This window comes from Streptomyces sp. NPDC001617 (assembly GCF_053596855.1).
Genome location: NZ_JBSFHA010000021.1, coordinates 24,095 through 42,532, shown reverse-complemented (window position 1 = coordinate 42,532; position 18,438 = coordinate 24,095). Strand labels below are relative to the sequence as shown.

General features: G+C 70.3%; 16 protein-coding genes and 1 pseudogene. 4 read left to right on the top strand and 13 right to left on the bottom strand.

The window, feature by feature from the left end; translation table 11 throughout:
* Positions 1–33 precede the first annotated feature (33 nt).
* Positions 34–1,488, top strand: a complete 1,455-nt coding sequence (locus tag ACWC09_RS18220) for a glycoside hydrolase family 76 protein (RefSeq protein WP_450851545.1) — start codon at positions 34–36, stop codon at positions 1,486–1,488.
* Between the two features lie 10 nt (positions 1,489–1,498).
* Here the strand turns inward: ACWC09_RS18220 and ACWC09_RS18215 are convergent, their stop codons facing one another.
* Both ACWC09_RS18215 and ACWC09_RS18210 read right to left on the bottom strand, forming a co-directional pair.
* On the bottom strand, positions 1,499–1,903 hold the full coding sequence (locus ACWC09_RS18215) for a hypothetical protein (RefSeq protein ID WP_450851544.1): 405 nt from the start codon (positions 1,901–1,903) through the stop codon (positions 1,499–1,501).
* A gap of 177 nt (positions 1,904–2,080) precedes the next feature.
* Entirely contained in the window at positions 2,081–2,527 is a 447-nt protein-coding gene (locus ACWC09_RS18210; RefSeq protein WP_450851543.1) for a DUF2690 domain-containing protein, read from the bottom strand.
* Positions 2,528–2,647: 120 nt separating this feature from the next.
* On the opposite strand from ACWC09_RS18210, the gene ACWC09_RS18205 reads away from it, so the two are divergent.
* Positions 2,648–5,692, top strand: a complete 3,045-nt coding sequence (locus ACWC09_RS18205; protein WP_450851542.1) for an ATP-binding protein — start codon at positions 2,648–2,650, stop codon at positions 5,690–5,692.
* 254 nt (positions 5,693–5,946) lie between these two features.
* On the opposite strand, the gene ACWC09_RS18200 is transcribed toward ACWC09_RS18205, so the two are convergent.
* The 5 genes from ACWC09_RS18200 to ACWC09_RS18180 all read right to left on the bottom strand — a co-directional run bounded on the left by ACWC09_RS18200 (position 5,947) and on the right by ACWC09_RS18180 (position 10,752).
* On the bottom strand, positions 5,947–6,117 hold the full coding sequence (locus tag ACWC09_RS18200; protein ID WP_450851541.1) for a hypothetical protein: 171 nt from the start codon (positions 6,115–6,117) through the stop codon (positions 5,947–5,949).
* A gap of 485 nt (positions 6,118–6,602) precedes the next feature.
* Positions 6,603–7,112, bottom strand: a complete 510-nt coding sequence (locus ACWC09_RS18195; RefSeq protein WP_450851540.1) for a DoxX family protein — start codon at positions 7,110–7,112, stop codon at positions 6,603–6,605.
* Between the two features lie 86 nt (positions 7,113–7,198).
* Positions 7,199–8,140, bottom strand: a complete 942-nt coding sequence (locus tag ACWC09_RS18190) for a fumarylacetoacetate hydrolase family protein (protein WP_450851539.1) — start codon at positions 8,138–8,140, stop codon at positions 7,199–7,201.
* Between the two features lie 73 nt (positions 8,141–8,213).
* Positions 8,214–9,797, bottom strand: a complete 1,584-nt coding sequence (locus ACWC09_RS18185; protein ID WP_450851538.1) for an MFS transporter — start codon at positions 9,795–9,797, stop codon at positions 8,214–8,216.
* A gap of 10 nt (positions 9,798–9,807) precedes the next feature.
* Positions 9,808–10,752, bottom strand: coding sequence for an MBL fold metallo-hydrolase (locus tag ACWC09_RS18180; RefSeq protein WP_450851537.1), 945 nt, complete (start codon positions 10,750–10,752; stop codon positions 9,808–9,810).
* Between the two features lie 133 nt (positions 10,753–10,885).
* Here ACWC09_RS18180 and ACWC09_RS18175 point away from each other — a divergent pair, with 133 nt between their 5' ends.
* On the top strand, positions 10,886–11,527 hold the full coding sequence (locus ACWC09_RS18175) for a TetR/AcrR family transcriptional regulator (protein ID WP_450851536.1): 642 nt from the start codon (positions 10,886–10,888) through the stop codon (positions 11,525–11,527).
* Positions 11,528–11,805: 278 nt separating this feature from the next.
* Here ACWC09_RS18175 and ACWC09_RS18170 read toward each other — a convergent pair whose 3' ends face one another.
* Both ACWC09_RS18170 and ACWC09_RS18165 read right to left on the bottom strand, forming a co-directional pair.
* On the bottom strand, positions 11,806–12,456 hold the full coding sequence (locus tag ACWC09_RS18170) for a TetR/AcrR family transcriptional regulator (RefSeq protein WP_450851535.1): 651 nt from the start codon (positions 12,454–12,456) through the stop codon (positions 11,806–11,808).
* Between the two features lie 139 nt (positions 12,457–12,595).
* Positions 12,596–12,778: pseudogene (locus ACWC09_RS18165) on the bottom strand (cupin domain-containing protein); the annotation flags it as partial.
* A 31-nt stretch (positions 12,779–12,809) separates the two neighbouring features.
* On the opposite strand from ACWC09_RS18165, the gene ACWC09_RS18160 reads away from it, so the two are divergent.
* Positions 12,810–13,097, top strand: coding sequence for a hypothetical protein (locus ACWC09_RS18160; RefSeq protein WP_450851534.1), 288 nt, complete (start codon positions 12,810–12,812; stop codon positions 13,095–13,097).
* Between the two features lie 423 nt (positions 13,098–13,520).
* Here the strand turns inward: ACWC09_RS18160 and ACWC09_RS18155 are convergent, their stop codons facing one another.
* The 4 genes from ACWC09_RS18155 to dctA all read right to left on the bottom strand — a co-directional run bounded on the left by ACWC09_RS18155 (position 13,521) and on the right by dctA (position 18,215).
* Positions 13,521–14,615 carry a tartrate dehydrogenase gene (locus tag ACWC09_RS18155; protein ID WP_450851533.1) on the bottom strand — a complete coding sequence of 365 codons (1,095 nt, stop codon included), beginning with the start codon at positions 14,613–14,615 and terminating at the stop codon, positions 13,521–13,523.
* 112 nt (positions 14,616–14,727) lie between these two features.
* The gene (locus ACWC09_RS18150; protein WP_450851532.1) at positions 14,728–15,627 is read right to left on the bottom strand and encodes a LysR family transcriptional regulator; all 900 of its coding nucleotides are present in this window, start codon (positions 15,625–15,627) and stop codon (positions 14,728–14,730) included.
* Positions 15,628–15,669: 42 nt separating this feature from the next.
* A complete protein-coding gene (locus ACWC09_RS18145) occupies positions 15,670–16,821 on the bottom strand; it encodes a glycerate kinase (protein WP_450851531.1) in 1,152 nt (383 codons plus the stop codon).
* Positions 16,821–18,215, bottom strand: coding sequence for a C4-dicarboxylate transporter DctA (gene dctA / locus ACWC09_RS18140; protein WP_450851530.1), 1,395 nt, complete (start codon positions 18,213–18,215; stop codon positions 16,821–16,823). Before dctA ends, ACWC09_RS18145 begins: the two co-directional genes overlap by 1 nt.
* Positions 18,216–18,438: the final 223 nt, after the last annotated feature.

The following is an 18,438-nucleotide window of genomic DNA, read 5'->3' as shown; positions in this document are numbered from 1 at the left end:
CTCCCCAACAGCCCCCACGTCCATGGAGTTGGCATGACCTCAACGCCAAGACGCATCCGCGGCATCGGCATCGCCCTGACCGCGATGCTCGCCCTTCTGATCCCGGTCACCACCGGCACGGCGGCCGCCGCGGCGACGATCTGCAACAAGTACTGCGACACCCGCGACCCGGCCCTGTCCCCGGACGACCGGCAACCCGTCACCGCCACGATCTACTCCCGCAGCATCACCCTGCACTTCGACGACACCGACGCGATGGGCTGGGCCTCGATCACCAACGGCAGCCCGACCGACGAGGTCTGGCTCGACCGCTCCTTCGACGGCGGCCGCACCTGGAGCTCGGGCAGCAAGCTCGGCGACACCACCATCCCCTCGGGGCAAAGGGGTTGGCGCACGTTGATGTACAACGTCGACGACTGGAGCAACCTCGGCGTCGGCGCGCTGCGGGCCTGCGGCAAGGCGGGCGACCGGGACGAGATCGCCTGCACGGCTTGGGCCCGTACCACCTGGAACGCGTGGAGCCGCCCCACGGCGGCGGCCACCGCGCTGATGCAGTCGTACAACACCTCCACCGGCCTGTTCGACACCACGGGCTGGTGGAACTCCGCCAATGCCCTGACCGCGATCATCGACAACATCCGGGTCACCGGGATGGGCAGCTACTCATATGCCGTCGCCACCACTTACGACCGCCAACTCGGCGCCCAGGGCGGGCAGTTCCGCAACGACTACATCGACGACACGGGCTGGTGGGGGCTCGCCTGGGTCGACGCGTACGACCTGACCGGTGACAGCCGCTATCTGAACACCGCTCGCGCCGACGCCGACTACATGGCGCAGTACTGGGATTCGACGTGCGGCGGCGGAGTGTGGTGGAGCACGGCGAAGACGTACAAGAACGCCATCGCCAACTCCCTCTACCTGGAGCTGAACGCGGCCCTGCACAACCGGATCGGCGGTGACACCGTCTATCTGGGCCGGGCGAACGCGGAGTGGTCGTGGTTCCGGGGGACCGGCATGATCAACGGTTCGCATCTGGTCAACGACGGCATCGACCTGTCGACGTGCGGCAACAACGGGTCGACGGCATGGTCGTACAACCAGGGTGTTCTCCTGGGCGGGCTGGCCGAGTTGTACCGCGCGACGGGTGACTCGGCATTGCTGACCGCCGGCCGGCAGATCGGGGACGCCTCGACCACCTCCGCGTCCCTCAACTCCGGCGGGATCCTGCGTGAGCCGTGCGAGGCGGACGGCTGCGGGGGCGACGGGCCCTCCTTCAAGGGGGCGTACATCCGTGGGCTGAGTGCCTTCAACGCGCGGCTGTCGGACCGCCCTTACACCTCGTACATCGCGCGCCAGGCCGACTCCGCCTACGGATACGACCGCGATGCCCTCGACGCGTACGGGCTCCACTGGGCCGGGCCGATCGACTCCACCGACGCCGCCCGCCAGCAGAGCGCGCTCGACCTGATGAACGCGGCGTCCTGACGGACGTGTGTCACGCGAGTGACACGAGCATGTTCGTCGCCCCCACGGCAAGCACTGTTCCGACGAGGAGGAACAGTGCTTGCACCGTGGCGGTGACCGGCATCCGCAACCGTGCGTGGACGAACGTCGAGACCGCGAGCGCGCCGGGAATCAGCCAGGTCAGGGCCACGGCGAGGAACGAGACACCGTGGCTCGGCTCGACCGGGCCGCTCGGCGGCTCGCTGTGCGCCATTGCGCCCAGGACCATCCACAGACTCATGCCCGCCAGTGCGAGGGCGTCGGCCACCGCGAGCAGGAGGGCGACCGCGATGTCCGTCAGCCGCGAGGGCCGGTCCGGCCGGGCATCGACGCTTTCGCCTTCGCGGTAGGTCCGCCGGTCGACGAACCTCTCACGGAATCTGTCCCATCGGGCCACTGCTCGACTGCACCACGGAGGATTCGATTCCGCCATTGCCGGTCCATAACGACTCGAACTCGTGTACCCAACCTGCTGTCCGTTCCTGTCGAGCCACTCCCCCGTGGCGGCTCGACAGGGCCGCGCGCAGGGGCGCGGCCCGGCCGTGAACAGCGGTCCCTACGGGTGAACGGGCGATCAGTAGGAGCCGGTCGAGCCGCTCCACGTCCGCGCTCCGCCGTCGTAGAAGCCCTTCGCGTACGACTTCACGTCGATGTCGTTGACCATCTTGGTGTAGCAACCCGTGTCGCCGTTCGGCACGGAGCAGGTGTACTCCTTGCCGTCGCTGGTGCGATGGACGGTGACCCACGGGGTGGACTGGTCCTGCGGAACGTAGGTGGCTCGCGAGATCCGCGCCCAGGCGGCGCGACAGCTGGGGCTGTAGCGCAGTTCCACGTAGGCCGCGCCGAGCCAGATGGCGCCGTTCGAGGGTGTGATGGCGTCGCTCTGGCAGTAGGTGGCGGGGTCCTTGCCCTCGCAGGACGACCCGTAGCAGCCGGCGGCGTTCGCGGGAGTGGCGATCGCGGTCCCCGCCGCGGCGAGGCCCAGGACGGCCAGCGACGTGGCCCAGTTGCGAACCTTCACTGTCTTTTTCCCCTCTTCCACTTCACTGCCGCGCAGGACAGTTGGTCCGGTCGTCGGCCTGACGACCACTCATGTGAGGATCTAGGCTCCGTCTTGCGAAAATCTTGTGATGGAGGGGCGTTGAAGCTGCTTCTGCTCGGTCCGCTGGAATTGCGCGTCGCGGGGAGCGGGGTGGACCTGGGGCAGCCGCGCAGACGCGCGGTCCTCGCCGCGCTGGCGGCGGACGCCGGGCGGCCCGTCCCCCTGGAGACACTGGTCGGCCGGCTCTGGGACGGCGACCCGCCGGACGGCGCGCGCTCCGTCGTCTACTCCCACATCAGCCGCTTGCGCCGGCTCCTCGACGAGGCCGTGGAGGGCGGACAGGAGGTGCCCCAGGCGTCGATCCGGCTGGGAAAGGTCTCCGGCGGATATGTGCTGGAGGCGGACGACGGCGCGATCGATCTGGCACTGTTTCGCACTCTGGTCGCGCGCGGGCGTGAGCCGCTGCGCCCCGACGCGGAACGCGTCGACCTCCTCGACGAGGGGCTGCGACTGTGGCGGGGAGCTCCGCTGCCGGGACTGCCGGGGGCCTGGGCCGAACGGATGCGGACGGTCTGGGGCCAGGAGCGCGTCGAGGCGGCGCTCGTCTGGGCGCAGGCCTGTCTGCGGCAGGGCAGCCCGGAGCGGGTGCCCGAGCTGCTGCGGCCCGTGCTGGCCGATCATCCCCTGTCCGAGCAGCTCGCCGTGGTGCTGATGCGCTCCCTTGCCGCCGTCGGCTCGGCCGCCGACGCGACGCTCGTCTACTCCGAGATCCACAAGCGGCTGGCCGACGAGCTGGGTCTGTCGCCCGGGGCCGAACTGCGCTCGACGTACGAGGAGTTGTCGAGCCGCGGCGGGGGGCGGCCGCGGAGGGCCCCGCAGCAGTCCGCTGCCCCGGTCCCGGCCCAGTTACCCATGGACATACGGCCGTTCACCGGGCGCGGAGAGCAACTCGCCGATCTGACCCGGGCGTTGATTCCCGAGAGCGGCAGCGAAGGGGCCACCGCGGCGGTCGTGTCCGCGGTCTCCGGCACCGCCGGCATCGGCAAGACCGCCCTCGCGGTGCACTGGGCGCACCGCTCCCGGGAGGCATTTCCCGACGGGCAGTTGTACGTCGACCTGCGGGGCTACGACCCGCACGAGCCGGTGTCCGCGGGCCAGGCGCTGTCCGGTTTCCTCACCGCCCTCGGTGTTCCCCGGCAGGAGATCCCACTGCGCCTGGAGGACCGGGCGGCACGCTATCGGACGGCACTCAACGGCCGACGGCTGCTGGTGGTCCTGGACAACGCCGCGTCCGCCGCCCAGGTCAGGCATCTGCTGCCGGGCAGCCCCGACTGCCGTGCGCTGATCACCAGCCGGGACTCGCTGGGCGCGCTGGTCTCGGTCAGCGGGGCCCACCGCGTGGTGCTCGACGCGCTCTCCCTGGCCGAATCCCTCGCGCTGCTACGGGCGTTGATCGGCGAGCGGGCCGACGCGGAGCGCTCCGTCGCCGTCGACCTGGCCGAGCAGTGCGCACGGCTTCCGCTGGCCCTGCGGGTGGCGGCGGAGCTGGTGCTGTCCCGGCCCGCCGAACCGCTCGCCCATCTGGTCGCCGAACTCCGCGACCACCAGCGGCGGTTGGATCTGCTCGACTCCGGCGACGATCCCCGGGCCGCCGTGCGCGCCGTCTTCTCCTGGTCCTACGCCCGCCTCGCCGACCTGCCCGCCCGGCTCTTCCGGCTCCTGGGCCTGCACCCCGGCCCCGACACGGACATCCACGCCGCCGCCGCACTGGCCGGCGAGTCGGTGGACGCCGTACGGCGGGCGTTGGAGGTACTGGCCGGCGCGCACCTGCTCAACCGCACCGCCGCAGGCAGGTACGGCATGCACGACCTGCTGCGGGTGTACGCGGCGGAGCTGGCCGCCCTGCACGACCCGGCGGCGGAGCGCACGGCCGCCCTGACCCGGCTGCTGGACCACTCGCTGGCCGCGGCGGCCACCGCGATGGACGTCCTCTACCCCGCCGAACGCCATCTGCGCCCCGTCGTCGACCGGCCCGGCACCGGGCTGCCGCCGCTGCGGACCGCCGAGGAGGCCCGCGCCTGGCTCGGCGCCGCCCAGCCCACGCTGGTGGCGCTGTGCTCGCGCACCGAGGAACCCGGCCCCTCCGGACACACCGTACGGATCGCCACCACCCTGCACCGCCACTACGAGCGTTCCGGGCACTACACGGACGCCCTGACCGTGCACACGTACGCGCTGCGGACCGCTCGGGCGGTGGGGGACGCACGCGGAGAGGCCGACGTCCTGGTCTGTCTCGGCGCCGTCCACCGGCGGCTCGGGGACTACGACAGCGCACAGCAGCTGCACGACACCGCCCTCGCACTGTGCCGACGTACCGGGTACACGGCGGGCGAGGCCCGGCACCTCACGAACGTGGGCGTCCTGCACGAGCTGCGCGGGCGCTACCGGGAGGCGGCCGAGCAGCACGAGCGGGCGGTCGCGCTGTTCCGCTCGGTCGGTGACGCGCACGGCGAGGCGGACGTGCTCAACAACCTGGGAATCGTGCTGGAGTTGCTGGAGGACTTCGAGGCGTCGGTTCAACGCTACGAGCGGGCCCTGGAGTTGTACCGGAGCGTGCATCACCCCGTCGGAGAGGCCAGCGCCCTCGGCAACCTCGGCATCCTGGTGGCACGGCTGGGCGACCACGCGGCTGCGGCAGGGCACTTCGAGCGCGCCCTGGCGCTCTTCCGGCGGCTGGCGAACGCCTCGGGAACGGGGCACGCGCTCACCAACCTGGGCAACGCGCTCAGCGGTCTGGACCGGCACGAGGAAGCGGCCGGGCACCAGCGGGAGGCCCTGGAGCTGTTCCGCCGCATCGGCGAGCGCTACGGCGAGGCCGGCGCCCTCAATGGTCTCGGCGAGGCCCTGCACGGGCTCGGGCGGAACGTCGAGGCCCTGGAGGCCCATGCGGAGGCGCTGGAGGTCGCGGGTGAGATCGAGGAGCGGGAGGAACAGGCCCGCGCCCACGTCGGAACGGCCGCCGTGCTGCGGGCCGACGGGGAGGCGGACCGGGCCCGAGGCCATCTGCACGAGGCCCTGGAGCTCTACACGGAACTCGGCTCCCCCCGCGCGCAGGAGGTCCGGCAGGCGCTCGGCGAACGGTGACCACGGCCATCGGGCGGCGTCGACAGCGCACCCGCCCAAAGGGACTTGTCAGTCGTCACCCAAGGTACCGCGCACCGCAACTCAGCTCGGCCGACGCCCACCACTCCGATAGAGGCCGCACGCTCCGCATCCACTTCACGCCGCTCGAATTCGGGGCATGGCGCCACAGCGTCCGCCGACGCGTGACCAAGGACCGAGGTTCGACCTGTGGTGCGGGAGCGGTGGCGCTGTCGGGGACGGACCGTCCGTGGAGCCTAGGGGGAGGCGTTCGTCGACGGTGCGGTGACGGGGGAGATTTCCGGTGTCGGTGGGGATGCCTCCCCCGAGTCGGCCTGGACGACGAGGACGACCACGATGACCGCCGTGGTAACCGCCGTCATCGTGGCCAGCCACCAGATCCCGATCGCTTTCGCGTGAGCGGCCATGGCATCCTCCTTTCACGCGGAGCGTACGCGGGTATGCGGGGACGGTGCTCGGTTTTCACAGCACCTGACAGTCGCCGCACCACGCCAACCCCGTCTACCAGGAACGCCAGTGCTCTCCCGCCCCCAAGAGGTCGCCGGCGCCAAGTCGCTACGCCCGGTCCCCGGGCAACGCGGCCCGGCCCATCGGTTGGGCGGCCTCGGTGTGTTCGGCTCCCGTCGAGGCCCTGGTGGACGCCGTGATCACCTCGGAGTGTCGACCGCCCCGGTCCATGAGGCCGCCGACGAAAGCGAGGCCGAGTCCTGCCGCGGCCCCCGCGCGGCCTGACGACGCCACGTCACCCACGCGAGCGACCCCCACGACGATCAACGAAAACGGCCCTCGGCCTGACCCTGCAAACCGCCGCTCGGGTTGCTCCAGTTACGCTGTGCGAGGCGGCCGCTGGTCGCACGGTCGCAAGCTGACCGAAGTGTTGGGAGATCGAGGGTCAGCGCTCGGCGGCGGCCCTGGCTGCGCCGGGATCGGCGGAGAGCGGTCGTGGCGCGGGCCGCGACTCCAGCCGCAGGATGGCGTCCACTGACAAGCCTCCCGGTCCCGCGAAGAACAGCAGGACCAGTGCCGCGAAGAACAGCAGGTCGACCTCTGCTCCTCCCGAGCCCTTCGGTCCCAGGATGCCCAGGTCGAGGACGTGCATCTTGACCAGGAACGCGGTGAACAGCATCTCGATGCTGAGCACGGCGGCGGCCGGCCGGGCCAGCAGGCCGATCACGAGCAGTGCTCCCATGCCGATCTCCAGCGTGGGCACGGCCCAGCTCAGGACACCGGTGAAGGGCAGCCCGGTGGGCTGGAGCAAGTACAGCCGGAAGTTGCCCAGGCCCATGTTGATCTTGAGGAGGGCGTGCAGGATCATGAGCCAGCCGATCAGGGCCCTCAGAACCAGCAGCGGCACGTCGTCGAGGAGGGAGAGGTGGTTCGCGGCAGCGCGGTACAAGCGCATGGGTGTTCCTCGATTCCTTGCGTGGGGACGGGTTGTGAGACGGATCTCGTGAGGACGAGTGGGAGTGGGTGGCGGCCGGTCGGGGGTTACCGGCGGCGCGCGGCGGGCACGGCGACCGACGGGATGCCCGGGATGACGGTGTTGCTGATGGTTCCGATGCCCTGGACGGTCATGGTTACCGTGTCACCGGGTACGAGGGCGGGCGGCGTTCGGTGGCCGGCGCGGCCCCATAGTTCGGCGAGGCAGCCGCCGTTTCCGCAGGTGCCTGACCCGAGGATGTCTCCGGGCCGGACGGTCGTTCCCCGCGAGGCGTGGGCGGTCATCTCCTCGAACGTCCAGGCCATGTTGGCCAGGGTGTCCTCGCCTACCGTCGTGCCGTTGACTTCGACGGTGAGTGCGAGGTCGAGGAAGCCGTCCGCGGTGCGGTGCGGTTCGAGTTCGTCGGTGGTGACCAGCCAGGGGCCGAGCGTGGTCGAGCTGTCCTTTCCTTTGGAGGGGCCGAGTTTGACGCGCATCTCGCGGCCTTGGAGGTCGCGGGCGGTCCAGTCGTTGAAGATGGTGTAGCCGATGATGTGCTCACGTGCCTGTTCGGGCGTCAGATCACTGCCGGCACGGCCGATCACCGCGGCCACTTCCAGTTCGAAGTCGAAGAGGTGGCACCCTGGAGGCATCGGGACGTCGTCGTGTGCGCCGATCACGGCGTACGGGTTGGTGAAGTAGAACACCGGTTCGGCGTACCACTCCTCGGGCACGGCGTCGCCGAAGCCCTGGGCAACGCCTTGCAGATGGCTCTCGAAGGTCATGAAGTCCCGGACCGTGGGTGGTTGGAGCGGCGGCAGGAGCCGGACGTCCGCCAGGTCGTAGGACCAAGGGGCGACGTTGCCGGCTGCGGCCTCCCCCAGGGCGTCCGGGCCGCGTTGCAGGAGCTGGAGGAGGTCGCCCGTGCCCTCCTTGAAGGGGTGCACGGACGTGTCGCGCACGAGCCCGGTCCGTGTGATTCCCTGATGTTCGAAGGTGGCGAAGCGCATTCTGTTCCAGCTCCTGCGGTCCCGGGTGTGACGCCCGTTCGGGTTGGTGGCGTGGGCGTGTGGTGTCGATGTCTCAGTGGCCGTTGAGTGTGACGGGCTCAGGGGCGTCCGCGTTCTTGCGGAGGAAGACGGCGGAGATCGCGGCTGCTGCCAGGCAGGCGACGGCGGTGACGAGCAGTCCGGTGTTGTAGCCGCTCGCCAGCGAGTCCGCCGCGAGCGGGGCGACCTTGGCGCTGACCGGGCCGAGCGGCGCGGACAGCACGGCCAGCGGCCCGCCCTCTGCCGCGACCGCGCCGACGACGTGCTGCTGGGCCTCGGTGAGTCCGGCGCTGCCGAGCTTCGCCGCCAGATCGGTGGCGGCGATGCTGAGCGCGACGGCGCCGATGATGGCGGGACCGAGGGTCTGCCCGAGGTCGCGGACCAGGCTCGCGGTGGCGCTGGCCATGCCGGTCATGGTGTTGGGGACGGTGTTGACGGCGGCGGCGGTGAGGGCCGAGACCACGAGCCCGAAGCCGACACCGTTGAGGACCAGTGGGCCGAGGATCGGCAGCAGGCTCGTGTCGCTGATCGGGACGCGGCTCAGCCAGAGCTGTCCGGCGGCCATGCTGAGGAAGCCCACGAAGAGGATCAGCCCCGGGCTCACCCGCTGGAGCAGCCGGACCAGCAGCGGCCAGATGAACGGTGTGATGCCCTGGATGACCAGGAAGGGCATGGCCGCCTGCAGGGGGCTCTGGTGCTGTATGGCCCCCACCCGGATGCTGAGGTCGTACGCGCCGCCGAGGAAGCCGAACATCCCGATCACCGCGACCACCGCGGAGGCCGCGAAGGCGGGGATGCGGAACAGGTCGAGTCTCAGCATGGGCGACTCGGCGCGGGTTTCGACCGCGATGAAGGCAGTGAACAGCGCGAGGGAGGCGACGAAGGCACCGGTGATCGGCGCGGAACTCCAGCCGTCGGCCGGCCCCTGGATGATGCCGTAGAGGAGGGCCAGCAGGGCTCCGGTGATGGTGATCTGCCCCGGCCAGTCCAGCGACCGGCCGCGGGGCGCACTTGACTCCGCGGAGAACAGCGCGCCGACGATCACGCTCACCAGGGCCAGGACGCCCACCGCGCCGAACGCCCAGCGGAACGAGGTGTACTCGACGATCGAGCCGGAGAGCAGCGGTGCGATGAAAGCGCCCAGCGACAGGGCGGTGGTCCATGAGGCCAGACCTCTGGCACGTTCCCGCGGACCGGGGGTGCATGCCACCACCAGCGCCAGCGACGCGGGGAACAGCGCCGCGGCTCCCAGTCCGGAGACGGCCTGGCCGGTGATGAGTTGGGCCGCCGAGCCCGCGGTGGCGGAGATCAGATAGCCAAGGGCGGCGACGGCGCCGCCGAACACCAGCAGCCGCTTGCGCCCGAACAAGTCGCCCAGTACCCCGAAGGTCAGCTCCAGGATGGCGGTGGGCACCAGGAACGCGGCGCTGATCCAGGTGAGTTGGGATCCGCTGGTGTGCAGCGTCTGCTGGATGACGCCGTTGATCGCGGCGGGCAGGACCAGTCCGATCTGGGCCAGGCAGACGGCGAGACAGGCGGCGACCAGTGTGCCGGTGGTCTTGACCGGCGAGGTGGCGGGGGGTGTTTCGATGACGAGGTCTGCGGCGTTGGAGACCATGGTTTCCTCCTCAGGGACGGATGGGACGGTGGGCGAGTTCGGCCATGCAGCCGAAGAGGCCGGGGCCGTCGAGGGGCGTCAGACCGGGGTCGAGTTCCCGGTAGACGCTGTACACGTTGACCGCCAGGCGTTCGCTCTCTCCGAGTGACGCGAAGCGACCGAGTCGGATGTCTCGCGCCGCTTCCCGGGCGGGCATTCCGGCGGCGAATCTGGCGGACGCCTGTTCATGGACGTACTCCAGGTAGTTCCTGGTCTCCAGGACGGTGGCCTTGGTGGTCACCGGCCCGTGGCCGGGCACGATGGTGTCCACGTCCAGGCCGAGCAGCAGATCGCAGGCGTGGACCCAGTTGTCGAAGGGACCGTGCCAGACCACCGGTGTGCCTCCGGCGAAGACGATGTCGCCGGTGTAGACGGTCCTGGCGTGCGGGACGTGCACGATGGTGTCCCCGGCGCTGTGTGCCGGTCCGACGTCGATCAGCCGGACGTGGACGCCTGCGACATCGAGGACGAGTTCGCCTTGGTAGGTCCGGCTGGGATAGACCGGTTCGATCGCCTCGAAGTCGAAGGAGCCGAAGATTCGCCGGGCGAAGGGCCCGGCCGGGGCGGGGCCGTTCATCAGCTGCTTCATCTCTCCCGGGCCGACCTGCCGCATGTCCGTCACCGACCCGGCGGCCGCGATGATCTCGGCGTGGACGAGCAGTTGGTTGCCGAACCAGTGGTCGCCGTTGCCGTGGGTGTTGACCACGGTCGTGATCGGAGCGGACCGGGTCAGTGGCCGCAGCCCGTCGAGCATCTGCTGGGTGATCCGAAGGTCGTAGAGGGTGTCGACGAGCAGCGACTGCCCCGCGCCGATCACGAGGCCGGAGTTGCTCAGGCCCCATCCCCCACCCGGGTGCCCCCATAGATGACACCCCCCGCCGAGGTCCTGGTGTCGTGCCGTAATGGTCGAGTCCATGCGCAACCCCATCCGGTCCACCGATCGATCCACACTCCAATCCATTGTTAGACTGAAGTCTGGAAACGGATTGCAATCTAGATAGCCCCGATCGGGGAGTCAATAGCCGCACGGAGGCGTGTTTACTGTGGCCGTGACGAGTGAGCGAAAAGTGATCACCCCGGGGCCGGACGCCCCGCCCTACCCGGGCCGCCGGGAACGCAAGTGGCAGCAGGTGCACGACCGGCTCTACCAGGCCGCCGTGGCGCTGTTCATGGAACACGGCTTCGAGGCCACGACGATGGACGCCATCGGGGAACGAGCGGACGTCGCACGGGCCACGGTGTTCAACCACTTCCCCCAGAAGGTCGCCTTCCTGGAGGAGTGGGGAGTACGCCGTCGTGCGCGGGTGGCCGAGATCCTCAGCTCCGAGCACCCGGGGGAACTGCCGGCCGGATCCCGTCTCCGGCGCTACTTGCGAGCGCTGGCCGACCTCAACGAGGAGTCGCGCGCAGAGACCACCGTCCTGATGGATGCCTCGGCCCACTTCGGCCGACTACTCCAGGACCCGTCACTCGGCGCAGAGCTGGGCTCCATCGTCGAATCCGGGCAGCGGGCGGGGGAGATCCGACCCGACGCGGATACCTCACAGACCGGCTCGCTGCTGGCGGCTGGCTACTTCGTCACCATCACCCACTGGATCGGCACCGATCCCGCCCCCTTCGACCTCGCACAACGGCTCGACGGCATGCTCGGACTCGTACTGACCGGCGTCCAGGTGACCACGGCCGCCTGACCGGTGCGCTTGCCGCGAAGCGGGTCGGTCGGGTGGGAAGCATCGGCGGGCCCTTCCCCGTCCGGCCAACCCGGCGCGGCCGGACGGGGGATCGACGGGAAGCGCCACGGCCGACGCCACAACGGGCCCGTCCACGCACGGCAGTGCGGCAAGGGCCGGGCAGGCGCTCGACGGGTTCCTGTACACCACCCGCGCGAGCCTCAGGACCAGTCCAGGGCGCAGGTCGGCTGAAGGGTTGGTTCGCCTCTGCGCGCGGCGATGCGAGGGTGACGTCCGCGTCAGGCCGCTTCGCCGACGAGGAGGCCGAGCAGGATGATGTCGAGCGCGCCATCGAGTCGCTGATGGAGGTCGAAGGGGGCCGGTTCCTCACGGATCCAGCGCAGGATGGTCGTGAAGTAGCAGGCGGCCAGCAGTTGCCCGGCCTGGTCGCAGTCGACGTCCGCCCTGATCTCCCCCGGCTGCTGACCCTGTTCGACGATCTTGGCGAGTTCGATCTCCAGGGACGGATCCTGAAGGAGGCGGCCGTAGCGCGCGGAGGCGTCCATCAGGACGGCGGTCTCGGCGCGGGAGGCGATGTTGAGGTCGGCCATCTCCTTCAGGTAGCGGCGCAGCCGGTCGCCGACCGGCAGGTCCTCGGCGTGCTGGGAGCCGAGGATCTCGTTGACGCGGGCGCGGCGGCGGGCGCCCCATTCCTCCAGGAAGCCGATCTTCTGTGAGAAGTGGTTGAAGACGGTGGCCCGGGCGACGTCGGCGGTTTCGGCGATCTGGTCCATGGTCGTCGCCTCGTACCCCTGAGCGACGAACAAGTGCAGCGCCGCGGCATAGAGCTGGTCGCGCACCTGCTGTCGTTTGCGTTCCCGGCGTCCGGCGGGCGGCACTGCGGGCACGGGCGCGGGCACGACTTCGGCTCCTGCCTCCGGGATCTTCATGGCCTCCAGTACAGCACAGGGCTGCTCGCGTATTGACGTCGCCGCACCATGTTCTTAGATTGTCAGCCATTGATGGACTTCAGTCCAGACATGTACGAGCCGCCTCCAGGGATCGGCTCCCCAGGCGGCTGCCGGCGTCTCAGCCGACAGCGCCATAGGCCTTTCGCAGGGTGGAGCGGACCTCCCACTCGGTCCGCTCGCCCGCGTGCAGGCGTACGACGACGCCGGGGGCCGGCTCGATGTTCACCCCGGTCTCGAACCGCACGCTCGCGTCGCCCTCCAGCACGACGATGACCTGGTCGACCTCGACATCGCGGACCGTGCGTCGGCCGGCATGTTGGCGGTGGTCTCGTTTGTCCGCCGACCGGCAGGAGGGTGCCCATGCCCGCGGCCTCTTCCCCGGTCACCTCTCCGGTGCGGACGCGCTTGACGGCGAGTCCGCTGAACAGGTCGTCGCCGGGACTGCGTTCCTTCTCGTCCAGCAGCCCCATGAGGTAGTCGGCCAGAGCCTTGCGGGCGGCGACCACCTCATCGTTGGTCGCGTTCGTGTTCACGATGGTCGGGGAGTTGTGCTGGAAGACATCGCGATCGGCACACGGGACACCGAACAGTTCGCAGATCACCAGCGAGGGCAGTGGTAGCGCGAAGTGTTCGATCAGGTCGGCCGGTTGGGGGGAGGCGGGCCATTGTGTCCAGCAGTTCGTCGGCGATGCGCCGGATGGCCGGCCGAAGTCGCTCGATGCTCTTGACCATGAACGCCCGGCCGGACAGACCCCTCACATGTCCGGTGCCGTCCGAGCCGAAGGCGAGGCTGCGCAAGCCCGCCTCCGCTACGTGGGCGATCAGGCGGCCGGTCCGACGTCCCAGCCCCGGATGTCGCCCTTCCGTCCCGATATATCAGCGCCCGTCCCCCGTCCCACTGCCCTGGGTGGTCGATCCCGTCTTCCCCCAAGTGGACGGCGAAACACAGTCGGCACCCGGAGAGTGGAGCGCGAGCCGGGTCGTGAGCAGCGAAGCGGAGATGACCAGCGCCGAAGCCGGAGGCAAGGCTCGCTTTCGGACCGTCAGGCGTCGAGCGCGTCGATCAGGGCCTTGGTCACCTCATCCGTGGTGGCCGTTCCGCCGACGTCGCGGGTGAGGATGCCCGCGGCGGTCGTGACCTCGATCGCCTTGTTCAGGCGGGCCGCCTGGTCGGACAGGCCGAAGTGCTCCAGCATGAGAGCCGCGCTGCCGACCGCGCCGATGGGGTTGGCCAGGCCCTGGCCCGCGATGTCCGGGGCGGAGCCGTGGACGGGCTCGAACATGCTGGGGAAGCGGCGCTCGGGGTTGAGGTTGGCGCTGGCGGCCAGGCCCAGGCTGCCGGCCAGGGCGCTGCCGAGGTCGGAGAGGATGTCGGCGTTGAGGTTGGAGGCGACGACGACCGAGAGGTCCTCGGGGCGCAGGACGAACTTGGCGGACATGGCGTCCACGAGCACGCTCTCGGTCTCGACGTCCGGGTAGTCGGCGGCGACGCGCTTGAAGACGTCGTCCCACAGGACCATGCCGTACTGCTGGGCGTTGCTCTTGGTCACCGAGGAGACCTTCTTGTGCGCCCTGGTGCGGGCCAGGTCGAAGGCGAACCGCATGATCCGCTCGCAGCCCACCTCGGTGAACAGGGCCGACTGGACGGCGACTTCACCGCCGCGTCCGCGGGCGGAGAGGTTGCGGCCACCGAGGCCCGCGTACTCGCCCTCGCTGTTCTCGCGGACGACGACCCAGTCGAGTTCTGTGTCGTCGGCCTTGCGCAGGGGGCTCTGCACGCCGGGCAGGAAGTGCACGGGTCGGACGTTGGCCCACTGGTCGAAGTTCTGGCAGATCTTCAGGCGCAGGCCCCACAGGCTGACGTGGTCGGGGACGGTGGGCCAGCCGACCGCGCCGAAGTAGATCGCGTCGAAGTCCTTGAGCCGCTCCAGGCCGTCGTCGTCGATCATCTTGCCGGTGCGCTCGTAGAAGTCGCAGCCCCAGGGGAACTCCTCCCAGGCGAAGGCGAAGGGGGCCGCGGAACTCTTGGAGGTGTCGGCCAGGGCGTCCAGGACGGCTCGCCCGGCGGTGACGACCTCCTTGCCCACCCCGTCGGCGGGGATGGCGGCGATGCGGAACGTGCGGGGTGCGGCTGTCATGGGTGCCTCCGGCTCGCTGTCGTGCGGTCGGTTCGAGTCAACACACCGGCGTCGGGGCGCGTCCAAGACCTGGTTTCGATACGACGTATAGGCGTGGCCGATCGGTCCCGCGTCAGGCGGGCCGTGCCCGCCGCTCGGCCAAGGACCTGGTGAGAGCGAGGAACGCCCGCGCGGCCGGCGTCAGGTGCGCGGGCAGGCTGACCATTGCCACGTGGAGGTGGGCGGTCGGCTCGATGGGGGCGACCACGGCTCCGCAACGGCGGGCCAGACGGGTCCAGGAGGAGGGCAGGACCGCGACGCCCACCCCGGTGAGGACCAGCGGCAGGATCGACGTGCGGTGGTCCACGACCGTCACGATCTCCGTGCCCGTGCCGCCCGCGGTGACGTCGTCCACGATGCTGCGCATCAGGCTCCCGGTGCGGGAGGCGATGAGCTTCTGGCCGGCGAGATCCTCAGGCCGGATGGTGACGTCGTCCTGGATCGCCCCGCCGGGCGCGGCGACGACCACGAACGGCTGGTCCTCGACGTGCAGGACGTCCAGCCCGGACGGGTGCACGGCAGCGGCGCTGCCCAGCAGACCCAGTTCACAGGCGCCGCTGCGGACCAGGGAGACGACCTCGTCCGGGGTGAAGGCGGCCTGGGTGCTCACCGTCACCGACGGATGCCGTTCGGTGAAGCGGTGGATGAGGGTGGTGAGCGGCTCGATGCCGGGCGAGGGCATGGTGGCGACCTCGACGGTGCCGCCGTGCAGCCCGGCGAGCGCGGCGGCGGTGTCCCGTACGGCGGTCAGGTCCCGCAGCACGCGCCGGCTCGGCTCCAGCAGTTCCGCGCCGGCTTCGCTCAGTACGACGCCCCGCCCCACCCGGTGGAAGAGGGCCACTCCGAGATCGGCCTCCAGGTTCGCCATCGCCTGGGACAGCGACGGCTGGGCCACGTGAAGGGCGGCGGCGGCCTTGCTGAAACCGCCGTGCTCGACGATGGCGAGGAAGTACTCCAGTTGCCGGGCGTCCACGGCGCCTCCCCGCTCTGTGCTGGTACGACAGGCGGAGCGAGCCTACCTGCTGGTTTCCGTTCCTCCCCGCCCGATCCAGCGGTCGGCGAGAGTCCGCCCGCACTGGGCGAGCAGTCGCGCCGACAGGGCACTGTCGTTCGCGCAGTCCTGGTCGGTCAGGTCCGTCAGGGCTTGGACGGAGCGAAAGTAGGCGGCCGTCCTGTCGGCGGGGAGGGTGCAGCGGCCGGCCACCGCGTGCACCGCCGTGCCCCGCCGACGGGCCCGCCGGGCGAGCGCGACCGGCAGCTTGCCCGACAGGGACTGCTCGTCGAGGCTGCCTTCGCCGGTGACGACGAAGTCGCTCCCGGCCAGCAGGTCGTCGGCACCGAGCAGGGTGAGGAAGTAGTCGGCTCCGGACCGCACCCGCCCGCCCAGCAGCATCCCGGCATATCCGAGCCCGCCGGCCGCCCCGGCACCGGGGGCATCGGCAAGACCTGCTGCCTCTGGCACGCCCGCCGCCTCCAGCCGCCGTACGAAGCCGGCGAGCGCGTCGTCCAGTACCCGCACCTCGCTCGCGGTCGCCCCCTTCTGGGGCCCGTAGACGGCGGCCGTGCCGGTCGCTCCGAGCAGCGGGTTGTCCACATCGGTGGCGAGGACGAGGTCGACTCCCGCCAGAGCCGCGCGGGCCTCGGCGAGGTCGACCGTGCGGAGAGCGGCGAGTCCCTCGCCGCCCGGGCCGATCGGTGTGCCGTCCTCCCGGGCCAGTACCGCACCGAGGGACTGCAGCAGGCCCGCGCCGCCGTCGGTGGTGGCGACTCCGCCGAGCGCGAGGACGATCGTGTCGGCCCCGCCCGCCAGCGCGTACTGGAAGGCCTGGCCGATGCCCCGGCTGGTGGCCGAGAGCGGCGCCTTGCGGCCGCCCGGCAGGACGCCGAGTCCGCAGACGGCCGCCGCCTCGACGAGGACGGTACGGCCGTGCACCGCGACCTCGGCCGTGACGGGCCGGCCGGTCGGCCCGGTCGCCGTGATCTTCTCTGGGCTGAACCGGCCCGCGCAGGCGGCGGCCACGCTCCCCTCTCCCCCGTCCGCCAGCGCGAGGCGGCCGACCCGGGCATGCGGGGCGCCTTCCAGCAGGCCGCGCTCCAGTGCGCAGGCGGCCTCGTCGGCGCTGAGGGAGCCCTTGAACTTGTCCGGGGCGATCAGCACGGACACCATCAGGACGTCACCTCGGCCGTCTGCGGTACGGGGGCCGCGCCTACCGGCCGGACGTCCTCGGCCCCGGTGGTCAGCGGCACCTCGCCCGCCTTGTCCGCCAGTACCGCGCGTGCCCGCTCCAGGTCCAGGCCGTTCTCCCACCTGGCGACGAACAGCGTGGCGACGGCGTTGCCGAAGAAGTTCACCAGGGCCCGGCACTCGGACATGAACTTGTCGATGCCGAAGATGAGCATGATGCCTGCCGCCGGGACGGAACCGACCGTCGACAGCGTCGCGGTCAGCGCGATGAACCCGCCGCCCGCTACGCCCGCCGCCCCCTTGGACGTGAGCAACATGACGGCCAGCAGGCCGAGTTGCTGCCCCAGGGAGAGGGAGGTGTCGGTGGCCTGGGCGATGTAGAGGGTGGCGAGGGAGAGGTAGATCGCCGCGCCGTCGAGGTTGAAGCTGTAGCCGGTCGGGACCACCAGGCCGACCGTGGACCGCTCCGCGCCCATGAACTGCAGCTTGCGCATCAGTCCGGGCAGCGCGGGCTCGGCCGTCGACGTGCCGAGGATCAGCCAGAACTCCTCCTTGAAGTAGCGGAAGAGCTGGAAGATGTTCAGCCGCACGTACAGGGCGAGCACCGCGCCGAGCACCACCACGACGAACAGCGCGGAGGTGACGTAGAAGAGGAGGATCAGCGAGCCGAGGCTGGTCAGCGTGGACAGGCCGAACTTCCCGATCGCGTACGACATCGCGCCGAAGGCGCCCAGCGGCGCGGCCTTCATGATGAAGGACAGCACCTTGAAGACGACGTCGGTCAGCCGCCCCACAGCCGCGATGATCGGCTCGCCCGTCTTGCCGACCATCTTGATGGCTATACCGAAGACGACGGCCAGGAAGATCACCTGGAGGATGTTGCCTTCGACGAACGGGCCGAAGAAGCTGTTCGGCACGATGTTGGTGAGGAACTCCCACCAGTGCTGGTGCTCGCCCTGCGAGATGTACTGGCTCGCATCACCCGATGTCTTCAACGTGGACGGATCGGCGTGCACACCGTCGCCGAGCCGGAAGACGTTGATCGCCACCAGGCCCGTCAGCAGGGCGACGATCGTGCCGACCTGGAAGTAGGCCAACGCCTTGATCCCGGTGCGGCCGACCTTCTTCAGGTCCGCGACGCCGGCGATGCCGCCGATGATCGTCAGGAAGACGATCGGGCCGATCAGCATCTTCATCGCGGTGATGAACGTCGTGCCGATCGGCTCCATGTCCGTGGCCAGATCCGGCCACTGCCAGCCCAGCACGATGCCGATCACGATCGCCACCAGAACCTGGACGTACAACTGCCGGTACCACGGCTTCGCCGCGATCCGCGCGGCTTGTTCGGCTCGACCGTGGCTTGGGGTATGCGTCATTGCAGCCTCCCTGATCGCGCGACACCGAGCCCGATCGGTGCGCGCGGACTTTGGCCACAGTGAACCGGGCCACGGATGAGGGGTCCACGACCAAAAATCGATGCCCCGTATAGGCCGGACCTATCAGTAGCCGCACAGGCTCGCGGGCCACAGACCAGCGAGCCGGGCGGCCGGCACTCGACCGCGGGAGCGGAGCCGGCGGCCCGGACCCGGTCCCCGCGAT

Bases quoted from the DNA above. Each gene is read 5' to 3' on its own strand.
- ACWC09_RS18220 (WP_450851545.1), top strand. From the start codon at position 34: ATGACCTCAACGCCAAGACGCATCCGCGGCATCGGCATCGCCCTGACC.
- ACWC09_RS18200 (WP_450851541.1), bottom strand. From the start codon at position 6,117: ATGGCCGCTCACGCGAAAGCGATCGGGATCTGGTGGCTGGCCACGATG.
- ACWC09_RS18195 (WP_450851540.1), bottom strand. From the start codon at position 7,112: ATGCGCTTGTACCGCGCTGCCGCGAACCACCTCTCCCTCCTCGACGAC.
- ACWC09_RS18190 (WP_450851539.1), bottom strand. From the start codon at position 8,140: ATGCGCTTCGCCACCTTCGAACATCAGGGAATCACACGGACCGGGCTC.
- ACWC09_RS18185 (WP_450851538.1), bottom strand. From the start codon at position 9,797: ATGGTCTCCAACGCCGCAGACCTCGTCATCGAAACACCCCCCGCCACC.
- ACWC09_RS18180 (WP_450851537.1), bottom strand. From the start codon at position 10,752: ATGGACTCGACCATTACGGCACGACACCAGGACCTCGGCGGGGGGTGT.
- ACWC09_RS18170 (WP_450851535.1), bottom strand. From the start codon at position 12,456: ATGAAGATCCCGGAGGCAGGAGCCGAAGTCGTGCCCGCGCCCGTGCCC.
- ACWC09_RS18155 (WP_450851533.1), bottom strand. From the start codon at position 14,615: ATGACAGCCGCACCCCGCACGTTCCGCATCGCCGCCATCCCCGCCGAC.
- ACWC09_RS18145 (WP_450851531.1), bottom strand. From the start codon at position 16,821: ATGGTGTCCGTGCTGATCGCCCCGGACAAGTTCAAGGGCTCCCTCAGC.
- dctA (WP_450851530.1), bottom strand. From the start codon at position 18,215: ATGACGCATACCCCAAGCCACGGTCGAGCCGAACAAGCCGCGCGGATC.